The 12,341-nt window shown below is 72.4% G+C and carries 13 protein-coding genes; 5 read left to right on the forward strand and 8 right to left on the reverse strand.

Annotation, left to right across the window (positions count from 1 at the left end; all coding sequences use genetic code 11):
• Positions 1–41 precede the first annotated feature (41 nt).
• Entirely contained in the window at positions 42–245 is a 204-nt protein-coding gene (locus tag AC0VYL_RS14240) for a hypothetical protein (protein WP_475453171.1), read from the forward strand.
• Between the two features lie 129 nt (positions 246–374).
• Here the strand turns inward: AC0VYL_RS14240 and AC0VYL_RS14245 are convergent, their stop codons facing one another.
• Positions 375–872, reverse strand: a complete 498-nt coding sequence (locus tag AC0VYL_RS14245) for a hypothetical protein (RefSeq protein ID WP_475480412.1) — start codon at positions 870–872, stop codon at positions 375–377.
• Positions 873–1,074: 202 nt separating this feature from the next.
• Between AC0VYL_RS14245 and AC0VYL_RS14250 the strand changes: the two genes are divergently transcribed.
• Complete coding sequence (locus tag AC0VYL_RS14250; RefSeq protein ID WP_475453175.1) at positions 1,075–1,851, forward strand: thioesterase family protein; 777 nt, start codon at positions 1,075–1,077, stop codon at positions 1,849–1,851.
• A gap of 11 nt (positions 1,852–1,862) precedes the next feature.
• Here AC0VYL_RS14250 and AC0VYL_RS14255 read toward each other — a convergent pair whose 3' ends face one another.
• Complete coding sequence (locus AC0VYL_RS14255) at positions 1,863–3,095, reverse strand: MFS transporter (protein WP_475480413.1); 1,233 nt, start codon at positions 3,093–3,095, stop codon at positions 1,863–1,865.
• A 69-nt stretch (positions 3,096–3,164) separates the two neighbouring features.
• Between AC0VYL_RS14255 and AC0VYL_RS14260 the strand changes: the two genes are divergently transcribed.
• Entirely contained in the window at positions 3,165–4,097 is a 933-nt protein-coding gene (locus AC0VYL_RS14260) for a LysR family transcriptional regulator (protein ID WP_475453179.1), read from the forward strand.
• 16 nt (positions 4,098–4,113) lie between these two features.
• On the opposite strand, the gene AC0VYL_RS14265 is transcribed toward AC0VYL_RS14260, so the two are convergent.
• Positions 4,114–5,256 carry a hypothetical protein gene (locus AC0VYL_RS14265; RefSeq protein WP_475480414.1) on the reverse strand — a complete coding sequence of 381 codons (1,143 nt, stop codon included), beginning with the start codon at positions 5,254–5,256 and terminating at the stop codon, positions 4,114–4,116.
• A 138-nt stretch (positions 5,257–5,394) separates the two neighbouring features.
• Here AC0VYL_RS14265 and AC0VYL_RS14270 point away from each other — a divergent pair, with 138 nt between their 5' ends.
• Both AC0VYL_RS14270 and AC0VYL_RS14275 read left to right on the forward strand, forming a co-directional pair.
• Positions 5,395–6,525: a WD40 repeat domain-containing protein gene (locus AC0VYL_RS14270; protein WP_475480415.1), complete on the forward strand. Its 1,131-nt coding sequence runs from the start codon at positions 5,395–5,397 to the stop codon at positions 6,523–6,525.
• 71 nt (positions 6,526–6,596) lie between these two features.
• Positions 6,597–7,382 (forward strand): SDR family oxidoreductase, encoded by a 786-nt coding sequence (locus AC0VYL_RS14275; RefSeq protein ID WP_475480416.1) that lies wholly within the window; start codon positions 6,597–6,599, stop codon positions 7,380–7,382.
• Here AC0VYL_RS14275 and AC0VYL_RS14280 read toward each other — a convergent pair.
• Genes AC0VYL_RS14280 through AC0VYL_RS14300 form a run of 5 tightly spaced genes read right to left on the reverse strand, consistent with a single transcriptional unit; the run spans position 7,379 to position 12,329 of the window.
• The gene (locus tag AC0VYL_RS14280; protein WP_475480417.1) at positions 7,379–8,839 is read right to left on the reverse strand and encodes an aldehyde dehydrogenase family protein; all 1,461 of its coding nucleotides are present in this window, start codon (positions 8,837–8,839) and stop codon (positions 7,379–7,381) included. The genes AC0VYL_RS14275 and AC0VYL_RS14280 overlap by 4 nt on opposite strands.
• A 24-nt stretch (positions 8,840–8,863) precedes the next feature.
• A complete protein-coding gene (locus AC0VYL_RS14285; protein ID WP_475483513.1) occupies positions 8,864–9,649 on the reverse strand; it encodes an ABC transporter ATP-binding protein in 786 nt (261 codons plus the stop codon).
• A 42-nt stretch (positions 9,650–9,691) separates the two neighbouring features.
• Positions 9,692–10,570, reverse strand: coding sequence for an ABC transporter permease (locus AC0VYL_RS14290; protein ID WP_475480418.1), 879 nt, complete (start codon positions 10,568–10,570; stop codon positions 9,692–9,694).
• The gene (locus tag AC0VYL_RS14295; RefSeq protein WP_475453191.1) at positions 10,567–11,385 is read right to left on the reverse strand and encodes an ABC transporter permease; all 819 of its coding nucleotides are present in this window, start codon (positions 11,383–11,385) and stop codon (positions 10,567–10,569) included. The genes AC0VYL_RS14290 and AC0VYL_RS14295 overlap by 4 nt, the downstream gene beginning before the upstream one ends.
• On the reverse strand, positions 11,382–12,329 hold the full coding sequence (locus AC0VYL_RS14300) for an ABC transporter substrate-binding protein (RefSeq protein WP_475480419.1): 948 nt from the start codon (positions 12,327–12,329) through the stop codon (positions 11,382–11,384). The genes AC0VYL_RS14295 and AC0VYL_RS14300 overlap by 4 nt, the downstream gene beginning before the upstream one ends.
• Between the last annotated feature and the right edge of the window lie 12 nt (positions 12,330–12,341).

Below are 12,341 nucleotides of genomic sequence, written 5' to 3' on the forward strand. Positions count from 1 at the left end.
CTGCCCTTCCGGTCCGTGTGCTCCACGGTTACGGTGTCCTCATGAGCACGAGCGACCCCACCCGTATCCTCCCCTCAGGGATCTGCCGCCGCGGACATCACGAGTGGCGCCACGACCCGCCGGGAGGCAGACGTCTGGTGTGCGCCCGTTGCAAGTCCATGAGCATGAACAACTTCGGCGCCCCGTGCCGGAACGACTGCACGGACTGCGAGCGCGTCGCCGTCCAGGCGGTGGGAACTCAGTAGTTCCGGGACCGGATGGCTCCGCAGTTCGAGCACTGCTCGGTCCCGTCGTTCGGCCCCGGAGTCCAGTCGTGATCGCACGTCGGCATTGATCCTCCTCGTTTCCAGGAGGATCTACCCCACCGGAGGGCGTCAGTACGCGGTGGTCTCGCGCACCACGGCGCCGGACAGCAGTTTGTCGCACACGGCCCGCCAGCCGACGTGCCCCTCGACCAGCACGTGCTCCTCCGGCGGCCGGAAGCCGTCGAGCATCCGGTCCAGGTCCGCGTCGGTGAAGCCCGGGAACTCCCGCACCCGGAGGACGGGCATCGCGTACCCCACCTCGCGGCCGCCCCCGGCCAGGTACTCCTCCACGAGGGCGCCCTCCCCCGGACTCGTCCGCTCCGCGATCCGCGCGATCTCCCGAGGGGACCCCTCGATCGCGGTTCCCAGGTCGATCACCGCGCACAGCCGGGCCTCGGGCCCGGTGACGTACACGAACCACTGGGCGGGCGCACCGGTGGGGAACCGGCGCCGGAACTCATGGGTCCTTCTGCCGCTCCACATCCGCTCGTACCCCTGGGTGTCGAGGCTCATCACCACCGGCACCGGGGAGAGTTCGGGAAGACCGAACAACGACTCGTGAACCATCGGGCTACCTCACGATCGCAGGGACGAGTGGGGCCACAGTAACCACTCACGCCCCAGCTCGCAGGCGCTTGCCCAAGTTCTCACCTTGGCAGAGGCCACGGTCCGACACCTCGGATGGCCCGGAACCCACCTCCGTGGAGGGGCGCGGCCGGGCGGTGGTGGATGATGCTGGTGGCACGAACCCGTCGTACAGGAGAGCACCTTGGGCCAGAACGCGTACTTCGTTCGGGTGGACACGGACCGGTACCTGCCCACCGAACACGTCAGTGGCGCCTGGAACACCACAGAACAGCACTTCAGCCCCCTGGGCGGGCTGATCACGCACGTGATCGAGGCGCACTCGGCGGGGAGGGGGCTGCTGCTCTCGCGGATCTCCTTCGACATCCTGGGCAGGCTCCCGATGGTCGAGTGCCGCGTGGAGGTGGAGACCCTGCGGCCGGGGCGCACCATCGAACTGGTGGAGGCCCGCCTCCACGCCGGGGACCGCACGCTGGTGCGGGCCCGGGCCTGGCTCCTCGCCCCGGGGGACACCCGGGAGGTCGCGGGCGGGGCCGCCGCGCCGCTGCCGGACCCGGAGGGCCTCGAACGGCGGCACATGAGCTCGCTCTGGCCGGGCGGCTACATCGCCTCGTTGGACGTCCGGCCGGTCGGGGAGCCCGAGCGCGGCCGTGGGACGGCCTGGCTCACGACCGAGGTGGAGCTCGTCGAGGGTGAGGACGCCGGTCCCGTGGCCTCCTACGTGGCCCTGGTGGACACCGCGAACGGCGTCGCCGTGCGGCAGGCGCCCACGGAGTGGATGTTCCCGAACGTGGACCTCACCGTGCACCTGCACCGCCAGCCGCGGGGCCCCTGGGTGGGCCTGGACACCCGGGTGGTGTTCGGGCCCACCGGTCTGGGGCTGACCAGCACGGTGCTGCACGACCGGCTCGGTGAGGTCGGGACCGCTGAGCAGTGCCTCACGGTGCGCCCCCTGGGCTGACGCGGTGCCGCTCAGGCGTGGTCGGGGGCGGGGAGGCGGCGCAGGCGCAGGGCGATCAGGCCCGCCAGTGCGGTGAGGGTGAGCGCGAGGGCCACGGTGCCGTTCCAGCCGACCGCGTCGTAGACGACGCCGCCGAGCCAGCCGAAGAGGCTGGCGCCCAGGTAGTAGGCGAGCGTGTAGACGGCAGCCGCCTGCGCGCGGCCCCGGTGCGCGTGGGAGCCCACCCAGGCCGAGGCGGTGGCGTGGGCGCAGAAGAAGGCGAAGGTCAGCACGAGCAGGGCCAGCAGGAGCAGGAGCACCGAGGTGGTGAACAGCCCGCCCAGGCCGACGAGCAGGAGCAGTGTGGCGGTGGTGAGGACCCCGTACCGGCCCCAGCGCTGGGTGGCCGAGCCCGCCAGGCCCGAGCCGAGCATCCCCGCCGTGTAGGACAGGAAGAGCAGGGACGCGACCGCCTGCGACAGGCCGAAGGGCTGGTCGGTGAGGCGGAACCCGAGGACGTTGTACACGGCCATGAACGCGCCCATGAGCAGGAGGGCCTGGGCGTACATGGGGATGAGTCCCCGTGTGGTCATGGCCGCCTTGAGGCGTGCCCCCATCCGGTCACCGGTCGCGCTGGGCCGGGTGCGCACTCCGGACTGCTGGCGGGGCAGCACCAGGACGAACACCAGGAGGGCGAGCAGGCCCAGGAGGGTGTTGGCGGCGACCCCCCACTGCCATCCGCCGAGGTCGGCGGCGAACCCGGCGAGGAGGCGGCCGCCCATACCGCCGAGCGGGTTCCCGGCGATGTACAGGCCGGTGGCCTTGGGTGCGTCGCGGGGGTGGATCTCCTCCGCCAGGTAGGCCACGGCCGCGGCCGAGACTCCACCGAGGGCGGCGCCCTGGAGGGTGCGCAGGAGCAGGAGCGTCCAGAGGTCGGTGGAGAAGGGCACGGCGGCGCCCAGGAGGGTGGCCAGTAGCAGGGAGAGCGCGATGACGCGGGCGCGGCCGACGCGGTCGGCGGCACCGCTCCAGATCAGGGTGAACCCGGCCAGGCCGCCCGTGGACAGGGAGACGGCGAGGGCGGCCTGCCCTGCGGAGGTGTCGAAGCCGTCCGCGATGGCGGGCAGGATCGGTTGGACGGACCACAGCTGGGCGAAGGTGGCCACGGCGGCCGCCACCAGGGCGATGACCGTGCGCCGGTAGGCGGCCGTGCCCGCGCGGGGGCGCGGGTCGAGGTTCGTGGGGGAACTGCTGGTCACGGTCATGCTTCAACGCTAGGAAGACCGCTTTCATACGTCCAATGCATGGTTTCACGTTGTTGCATACTGATGCGTATGAATGATCCGGATGTGGAGGCGTTGACCCGGACCCTGGTACCCCGGTTGCGGATGATCTCGGCGGTCGCCCGGACCGAGCACATCACCCACGCGGCCGAGGCGTTGGACATGCCCCAACCCACGCTGAGCAGGGCCTTGTCCCGTTTGCAGGAGGAGCTGGGGATGGCGCTGGTGGAGCGCACGGGGCGGGGCGTCCGGTTGACGCGGGCCGGCCGGTTGCTCCTGCCGCACGTGGAGCGCGCCCTGGACGACCTTCGGCAGGGAGTGGCCGAACTCACGGGCGCGGAGGAGGGCCGGGTGGCGCTGACCTTCCTGCCCACGTTGGGGGTGGAGGTGGTGCCGGTGCTGTTGCGGGGGTTCCGCGCCGAGCATCCGGGGGTGCGGTTCACCCTGACCCAGGAGGCGTGGGCGGAGTCGTTGCGCCGGGTGGCCTCGGGCGGCGCGGACCTGGCGCTGACCTCTCCGCTGCCGTCGGGGCCGGGGCTGGTCTCGGCGGTGCTGCACACGCAGTACCTGCGGTTGGTGGTGCCCGAGCACCATGCGCTGGCGGGCGGGGGCGCCGTGTCCCTGGCCGCGGTCCGCGACGAGTTCATCCTGCTCAAGCCGGGGCGCGGGGTGCGGCACCTGACGGACCGGCTCAGCGACCAGGCGGGGTTCACGCCACGGGTGGCGTTCGAGGCCGACGACATCGCGACGGCCAGGGGCCTGGTGGCGGCGGGTCTGGGGGTGTCGGTCCTGCCCGCCCGGCCCAAGGGGGCACTGGTGGGGACGGTGGAGTTGGAGATCCGGGACGGGCGGGCGGAGCGTCCGGTGGGGGTGGTCTGGCCCGAGGCGGGGTCGGGCGGTGGTTACGAACCCCCGGCGGTGGCGTTGTTCCGCGACTACGTGCGCCGGGTGGGTCCGAGGGTCATCCCCGACCTCACGGGGTGAGGGTGCCCCGGTTCGGTCAGTCCGCCGCCTCGACCCCCAGGCCGGTCGCGCAGCCGAACTCCTCCGGTGTCTCGTGGCACGGCACGAAGGTCCGGCCCCCCGCGTCGGGGAAGGCGTAGCCCGCCAGCCAGTACTGCACCGGTCGGCTCGGCGGGACGTCGACGAGGAAAGGGCGGTCGCCGTCGCGGAGGATGACCTCGCCACCGTTCTGCCGGGCGTCGAGGTAGCGCGCCTCGATCTCCCACTCGCAGGACTTTCCCGTCACCTGTGCCTCCACCCGGAGTCCGCCCGGTTCCAGTCCGCCCCCGAGGTCGATCCTCCTGCGGTTGAAGAAGGGCTCGCCCTGGTCCGGCCCCTCGTCGGTGATGTACAGCATCGGGTCGTGGTGGTTCAGGTCCACGACCACGCCCGGGTAGGACTCGGCCCCGGCCGGTGGTTGGTGGACGACGGTGACGGCGGTGGGGTCCGAGCAGGACACGTTCACGGGGCTCATGTCCACGATGCTGAGCTGGGAGGTGCGCGCGGACATGAGGTTCATCGTGAACACCGCCGTGCCGTACCCTCCCGTTCCGCCCGTCCAGCCCTCCCGGTCGGGAGCGGACCCGGACCCCGTGGGGATGGGGATCATCCGCCCGCCGAGGGGACGGAGGAAGTCCCAGACCTCCGAGGCGGGTGTGGCCTGGAGCGTGCGGCCCTCCTCGGCTGTCAGCGGGCGGTCCAGGACGACGCTGAACGACTCGAACGACGTGGTGTCGTAGGTGACGGCGCTGGTGAAGGGCGCGTCGTCCCGGTCGAGGGCCCGCTCCGCCTCCCTCTGCTCGCGGAGCCGCGCCTCCGTGGACCACAGGTCGTAGGCGTAGGTGCCCGCGAACCCGGCCAGGCCCGCGAGGAGGGTCAGCGCGACGTAGACCGCCCAGGCCCGCACGCGCACGTGCCACGGGGCTCCCCCGCCCTCGGGGAAGTAGCGCTCCCGGAGGATGCCGGAGACCGAGGGCCCGTCGGTCCGCGGCCGTGCTCGGGCCCGCCGCCTCAGGCGCGTCCGCAGGGCCCGGGTCCGCCGGAGGGCCGCGGGTAACAGTCGTCTCGGCGACAGCCGGGAGGGAGGGCCGGGCGCGGTCCGGTCGCCGTCCGGGTGCTCCCTCTCCTCACGCTGACTCATGGGCGGGGTCCTCCTCACGTCGTCGTGTACGGGGCACGGGTGAGGCAAAGGTAGTTCCGGAGCCGGAGACGCGGCGGCCGTTGGCCGGTATCGGCCTCCGGCCGCGGTGGACGGGGGGGCAACCCGCACAATGGCGGCATGCGTGTACGCGGCCTCCCGCTGGTGGTCCTCTGCGTCGTCTGCGCCGTCGCGATGGTCGTCGGCGTCGGTCTGGCGCACTGGTCCTCGGACCGCTCCCCCTCCCCCGAAGCGACCTCTGACGCTCCGAGCGCGCCCGTCCCCCGTGACCTCGACTTCACCCTCACCCAGGTGCTGCTCCCCGACGGTTCCACGACCATGGTCGGCGCGGGTGTCGACGACGCACGCGTCGTCCTGGCCCCCACCGAGGGTGTGGCACCGGGAGCCGTGACCGAGCACGGGTTCGCGGCCTTCGCCGACGCCCGATCCCACGTCTACTCCGTGGACCTGGCCGACGAACCGGCCACTCACGAGCTGCTGGCCACGGTTCCGGGGTCCGCGCACAGCGTGACGGTCTCGGCGGACGGCGGGACGGCGGCCGTCGTGAGCTACGGGGAGCGCGTGACGGAGAACACCCTGTGGGTGGTGAACCTCGCGGACGGCTCCACCGCCGACTTCGCCACCGAGGCCCGGGAGGGTGCCCTGTCACCCGACGGCCGACACTTCGTCTCCGGCGACTTCGACCTCACCGTGCTGGACGTGGAGACCGGGGAGACCGCGCTCCTGCGCAGGCCGCCCCCGGGAGACGGAGGCCAGTCGGGTTTCCAGGACTGGGTCATCACCCGCGGCGGGCTGGTCCGCGCGGTCTCCACCGGCCTCGTCGAGACCTGGGACCTGGAGACCGGGAACCGCGCCGAGCCGATCACGTGCGCCTGCTACCGAGCGGTGTTCGACCCGGAGGGCGCCCTCGTCAACGTCGCCACCGAGGACGGGCGCGCCGTCCTGATCGACCTCGCGACGGGCCGGACACTCGTGGACAGACAGACCAACCCCGACGGCGTCCTGGAGTCCTTCACCGTCCTCGGAGACGGGGAAAGGGCCGTGACCGCCCTCGACGGGTTGGAGGTCTGGGACGTGGAGAGCGGTCGCACCCTCTGGGAGCACACCGTCCCGGGGTACGTGGTGTGGACGGTCCGAGCCGTCCCGGGCAGCCGGTCCTTCCTCTTCGGGCTCGTGGAGGACCCCGAGCGAACCCCGGAGGACGCCACGTCCTTCGACGTGCGGCTGTGGCTCGCCACTCCCGTCTCCTGACGACGGCGCCCACCGGCCCGGGGACGAAAACCCTTTGTGGGGCCCGAGCCCGGGGAGCAGGATGGGGCACCATGAACGCTCACCAGGGCCCCTCCGAGGCCCCCGCCCGCCCCGTCGCCCTCGTCACCGGTGTGGGCCGCACCGTCGGCATCGGCGCGGGGATCGCCCGGCGGTTGGCCGCCTCCGGCTGGGACGTGGCCCGCACCCAGTGGACCCCCTACGACGACCGCATGCCCTGGGGCGTTGAGGACGGCGCCACGGACACGGTGGGCGCCGAACTGGCCGGGCTCGGCGCGGCCACGGTCGCGGTCGAGGCCGACCTGTCCGACCCCGGGGCGCCCACGCGCGTCTTCGACGAGGTCGAGGGGCGCCTCGGGCCCGTGCGCGCCCTGGTGATGTGCCACTGCGAGTCGGTGGACTCGGGCCTGCTGGACACCACCGTGGAGAGCTTCGACCGGCACTTCGCGGTGAACACCCGCGCCTCCTGGCTGCTGGTACGCGAGTACGGTCGACGCTTCCACGGTGAGCACGGCAGCGGCCGGATCATCGCCCTGACCAGCGACCACGTGGTGCACAACCTCCCCTACGGGGCGAGCAAGGGCGCGCTGGACCGGATCGTGCTGGCCTCGGCACGCGAACTCGCGCACCTGGGAGTGACCGCGAACGTGATCAACCCGGGCCCCGTGGACACCGGGTGGATGCCCGACGAGGTGCGCGGGGACTGCACCGCGCAGACCCCGCTGGGGCGCCTGGGCACCCCGCGCGACACCGCGCACCTGGTCGACTTCCTGTGTTCACCGCAGGGCGGCTGGATCAACGGCCAACTCCTGAACAGCGACGGCGGGATCTCCGCCTAGAAGGGGTAGCGGGCGGGATCGGCCCGCATGGTGATCCACTGGGTCTCGGTGAAGGCCTCCAGGTTGGCGCGGGTGCCCCCGAAGCGTGAGCCCGTGCCGGAGAACCCGACCCCGCCGAAGGGTGCCACGGCCTCGTCGTCGACGGTCTGGTCGTTGATGTGCACGATCCCGCTGGGGATACGGTCGGCGATCTCCATACCGCGCATCGGGTTGGTGGTGACCACCCCCAGGGACAGGCCGTACTCGGTGGAGTTGGCCAGCTCCACCAGTTCGTCCACCGTGGAGAAGCGCACCACCGGGGCGACCGGACCGAACACCTCCTCCGCGTAGGCGGGGGTGTCCGGGCGCACCCGGTCCAGGACGGTGGGCCGGTAGTACAGGTCCTGGTAGGTGCCGCCCGCGCGCAGCCGGGCCCCGGCCTCGACGCTGCTGGTGACCAGGTGGTGGATCTTGTCCCGCTGGGCGGCGTCGATGATCGGTCCGAGTGCCGCGCCGTCCTCCTCGGTGCTGCCCACGACCAGGGCGTCGGCCTTGGCGGCGAGGCGTTCCACGTAGGCGTCCGCGATCGACTCGTGCACCAGGTGGCGTCCGGTGGTCATGCAGATCTGGCCCTGGTGCAGGAAGGACCCCCAGGCGCCGATGGACGCGGCCTGCTCCACGGCGGCGTCGTCCAGGACGACCAGGGGGGAGTTTCCGCCCAGCTCCAGGTGGGCGCGTTTGAGGTGGCGGGCCGCCGCCTCGCCCACCTTCCGTCCGGCCGGGGTGGAGCCGGTGAAGGAGATGACGCGCACGTGGGGGTCCGCGACCAGTGCCTCCCCGGCCTCGACCCCGCCGGGCAGGACCTGGAACACACCCTCGGGGACACCCGCGCGACGGAGGACCTCCGCCAGGACCGCGCCGCCGCACACGGCGGTGCGCGGGTCGGGCTTGAGGATGACGGCGTTGCCCAGAGCCAGCGCCGGAGCGACCGAGCGGATGCCCAGGATGAGCGGGACGTTGAAGGGCGCGATGACGCCGACCACCCCCGCCGGGACCTGACGGGAGAAGCTGAGTCGGGGTTGGGCGGTGCGCAGGATCTCGCCGTGCGGCTGCGAGGCCAGGGCGGCGGCCTCGAAGCACTCACCGGAGGCGACGTGCACCTGGAACCCGGCCATTCCGGCGGCGGCCCCGCCCTCCCGGCGCAGCCAGCCGATGATCTCCTCCTCGTGCTCCTCCAGGAGGTCCCCGGCACGGCGCAGCACCGCGGCGCGACGCTCGTGGGAGGTGGCGGCCCAGGCGGTCTGGGCCCTGGCGGCGCGGGTGGCGGCGTCGCGGACGTCCTCGGCGGCGGCGATGCCGACGCGGCCCAGGACGGTGCCGGAGGAGGGTGAGACGACCTCGGCGTCCCCGCCCCTGGCCGGGGTCCACACCCCGGTGAAGACGGCGGACGCGTGGTCCTCGGCGGCGAGCAGGCTCACGGTGGACTCCTTACGCGTGTCGGATCAGGCGGCGGTCCGGTCGGTGCCGCGTTTCGCGCGCTGGATCCGCGCGTAGACGCGGGCGCGCAGTTCGGTGAAGCGTTCGTCCTGGCGGGTGGTGAGCTGGTCGCGTTCGACTGGCAGGTCCACGGTGATGTCGTCCTGGACCACGGTGGGTGAGTTAGACAGCACCAGCACGCGTTCTCCGAGGTAGACGGCCTCGTCGATGTCGTGGGTGACGAACAGGACGGTCACGCCGAGGCGCCGCCAGAGGTCGCGGACCAGGTCCTCCAGGTCGGCACGGGTCTGGGCGTCCACGGCCGCGAAGGGCTCGTCCATGAGCAGCACCTGGGGTTCGTAGGCGATGGCCCGGGCGATGGCCACGCGCTGCTGCATGCCGCCGGAGAGCTGCCAGGGGTAGGCGTCGGCGAACGCGGTCAGGCCGACCGCCTCCAGTGACTCCGCGACGAGTGCGGCCCGCCGGCCCCTGGGCAGCTTCTTCTCCTTGAGGGGGAGTTCGACGTTGGCGCGCACGCTCATCCACGCGAACAGGCTGCGGCCGTACTCCTGGAAGACGACGGCCATGCCGGGCGGCGGGGCCAGCACGGGCTGGTCGGCCAGTTCCACGGTGCCGCTGGTGGGGGCCATGAGTCCGGCGATGCACTTGAGCAGCGTGGTCTTGCCGCAGCCGGAGGGGCCCACGAGACAGACCAGTTCGCCCTCGGTGAGTTCGAAGGTCAGGTCGCGGACGGCCTCCACCGCCGAGGAGCCCCCGTCGTAGGTCTTCTGTAGGCCGGTGACCTTGAGCATGGCGGGTCGTTCCCCCTGGTGGTCGCTGTGGTGCATGGTGGCTCACTCCCCCCGGCTGGCGGCGCGCAGGCCGCGGTACCAGCCCAGGACGCGCCCCTCGACGAGTTCGAACAGGGACGAGAGCAGGAAGCCGATCACGCCGAGCAGGACCATCCCGGCCCACATCTCGGGGATGGCGAAGGTGCGCTGGAACTGCACGATGGCGAACCCCAGGCCGCTGGAGCTGGCGAACATCTCGCTGATCACCATGAGGATGATGGCCAGGGCCAGCGCCAGCCGCAGACCGGCCATGATCTGCGGACTGGCCGAGCGCAGGACCAGGACGCGCAGCCGGGTGGGACCGGAGAGGCCGTAGCAGCGGGCGGTGTCGGACAGGACCGGGTCCACCGCGCGCACGCCCTCGACGGTGTTGAGCAGGACGGGCCACACGCAGCCGAAGACGATCACCGTGACCTTCATGGAGTCGTCGATCCCGGCGAGCATGATCATGAGTGGGACGAGGACGGGCGGCGGGATGGCGCGCAGGAACTCCAGGACCGGTTCGACCGTGGCGCGTACGCGCGCGTCCAGGCCGAGGAGGACCCCCAGTCCCACACCGAGCACCGCGGCGAGCGCGAACCCGACGAGGAGACGGCCCAGGCTGGGCAGGACGTCCGCGAAGAAGCGTTCGGAGAACCACAGTTCGACGAAGGCCGAGGCGATGGCGGGCGGGGTGGGCGTGTAGAAGCTCGCCCCGGGTTGGGCGGTGACCGCCCAGTACACGCCCACGATGACGGTGGGCAGCGCCAGCACGTGCAGCAGGCGCAGTCCCGGACCGGGGGCTCCGTGGCGGCGGCGCGCACGGCGGGTGGGGGCCGGGGAGGGCCGGTCGGGCCGGTGTCCCGCGCCGTTGGTGCCGGGTGCGGTGGTGGGCTGGCTCATGCTGCGGCCTCCCCGCGGACGGACGTGTGCCAGCGCAGGACGCGGCGTTCCAGGGCGCGCACGCCGGTGTTGATGGCCACGCCGAGGAGGCCGGTCGCGACGATCCAGGCGTAGACGAGGGCGACGGCGCCGCCCTGTTGGGCGTTGGTGATCTGGTCTCCGATGCCCGGGGAGCCGATGACCAGCTGCGCGGTGATGGACAGGATGAGGCCGACGGCGGCGGCCAGCCGCAGCCCGGTCATCAGGTAGGGCAGGGTGGTGGGCCAGACCACGTGGCGGATGCGGGCAAGCCGCCCCAGGCCGTAGGAGCGCGCGGTCTGTTCGGCCACCGGGTCCACGTCGGCCACCCCGTAGAGCACCTGGACGTAGATCAGCCAGAAGCAGGCGTAGACCACCAGGAGCAGGGTGGAGCGGATGTCGGTGCCGTACATGAGCACGGCCAGCGGGATGAGCGCCACCGAGGGGATCGGGCGCAGGAAGTCCACCGTGGAGGTGGTGAAGGCGCGCAGTCGGGGGGTGGAGCCCAGGGCGAGGCCGAGCAGGACGGCGGCGGCCAGGGCGATGGCCAGGCCGAGCGCCCACCCGTGGAGGGTGTGGCCCACCGCCGCCCAGAAGGGGGCGGTGGTGGCGCGCTGGGCCAGGGTGGCCAGGACCTCCGAGACCGGGGGGAAGTGGCGTTCGGGCACCGCGCCGAGGCGGGGCGCGAGCTCCCACAGGGCCAGGAGTCCGGCGATGCCCAGAGCCCCCAGGAGGGGCCGGTGGGGCGCGGCGCGGCGGCCGCCGCCCCGGGGTGGGGCCGTGCGCGTGGTCGTCATCGGATCAGTGGGTCCAGGTCCGGGGCGTCGTCCACCAGGCCGTCGGTGACCATGAGGTCCGCGAGGGTGCGCACGGACTCCTCGTTGATCTCCTCGGGGAAGCGGGGCAGGGCCATCCGCTCGATGAGTTCGGGGTCGATCTCGGTGTACTCGGCCAGGATGCGGCGGACCTCGTCGGGGTTGGCCTCGGCGTAGGCCAGGGACTCGTGGAGCGCGGCGGTGATGTCCTCGAAGAGCTCGGGGTCCTCGGCGATCCGGTTCTCGGAGGTGAAGTAGGCGGCCACGGACAGGTCCGGATGCGTGTCGACGAAGTTGGAGGCGATCTCGCGGTGGCCCGCCTCGCGAATCGTGGAGGCGAAGGGTTCGACCGCCCAGACCGCGTCGATCTGTCCGGTCTCCAGGGCCGCGGGCATGTCCGGGAAGGGCAGTTCGACGAAGTCCACCTCGGCGGGGTCGCCGCCCGCCGCGCGCACGGACTGGCGCACGGTGGTGTCACCGATGTTGTTGAGGTTGTTGGCGGCCACGGTGCGGCCCTCCAGGTCGGCGGCGCCGGTGACGTCGCTGTCGGAGAGCACGAACACGCCGCCGAAGTCGGCACCCTGCTCCCCCGCGCTGGTGACCCCGTTGGAGAGCGCGGTCAGGGGCAGTCCCTGTTCACGGGCGACGATGAGCGAGACGATGTTGCTGAAGGCGAAGTCGAACTCCCCGCTGATCACTCCGGGGACGATGGCGGCCCCGCCGGAGCCGGACTCCAGCTGGAGGTCGATGCCCCGGTCGGAGAAGAAGCCCTGTTCCACTCCGAGGTGGACGGGGGCCACGTCGACGATGGGGATCACCCCGGCGGTGACGGTGGTCGTCCCGTCGGTGTCGTCGGTGGGTGTGCCGCAGGCCGTCGCGGCCAGCAGCGCCGCTCCCGTGGTGAGGGCGACCAGGGTGGGACGCATCGCAACTCCAGT

The sequence above is a fragment of the Nocardiopsis sp. iso_238 genome, assembly GCF_056173325.1.

Bases quoted from the DNA above. Each gene is read 5' to 3' on its own strand.
- AC0VYL_RS14240 (WP_475453171.1), top strand. From the start codon at position 42: ATGAGCACGAGCGACCCCACCCGTATCCTCCCCTCAGGGATCTGCCGC.
- AC0VYL_RS14245 (WP_475480412.1), bottom strand. From the start codon at position 872: ATGGTTCACGAGTCGTTGTTCGGTCTTCCCGAACTCTCCCCGGTGCCG.
- AC0VYL_RS14255 (WP_475480413.1), bottom strand. From the start codon at position 3,095: ATGACCGTGACCAGCAGTTCCCCCACGAACCTCGACCCGCGCCCCCGC.
- AC0VYL_RS14260 (WP_475453179.1), top strand. From the start codon at position 3,165: ATGAATGATCCGGATGTGGAGGCGTTGACCCGGACCCTGGTACCCCGG.
- AC0VYL_RS14265 (WP_475480414.1), bottom strand. From the start codon at position 5,256: ATGAGTCAGCGTGAGGAGAGGGAGCACCCGGACGGCGACCGGACCGCG.
- AC0VYL_RS14270 (WP_475480415.1), top strand. From the start codon at position 5,395: ATGCGTGTACGCGGCCTCCCGCTGGTGGTCCTCTGCGTCGTCTGCGCC.
- AC0VYL_RS14275 (WP_475480416.1), top strand. From the start codon at position 6,597: ATGAACGCTCACCAGGGCCCCTCCGAGGCCCCCGCCCGCCCCGTCGCC.
- AC0VYL_RS14285 (WP_475483513.1), bottom strand. From the start codon at position 9,649: ATGCTCAAGGTCACCGGCCTACAGAAGACCTACGACGGGGGCTCCTCG.
- AC0VYL_RS14290 (WP_475480418.1), bottom strand. From the start codon at position 10,570: ATGAGCCAGCCCACCACCGCACCCGGCACCAACGGCGCGGGACACCGG.
- AC0VYL_RS14295 (WP_475453191.1), bottom strand. From the start codon at position 11,385: ATGACGACCACGCGCACGGCCCCACCCCGGGGCGGCGGCCGCCGCGCC.
- AC0VYL_RS14300 (WP_475480419.1), bottom strand. From the start codon at position 12,329: ATGCGTCCCACCCTGGTCGCCCTCACCACGGGAGCGGCGCTGCTGGCC.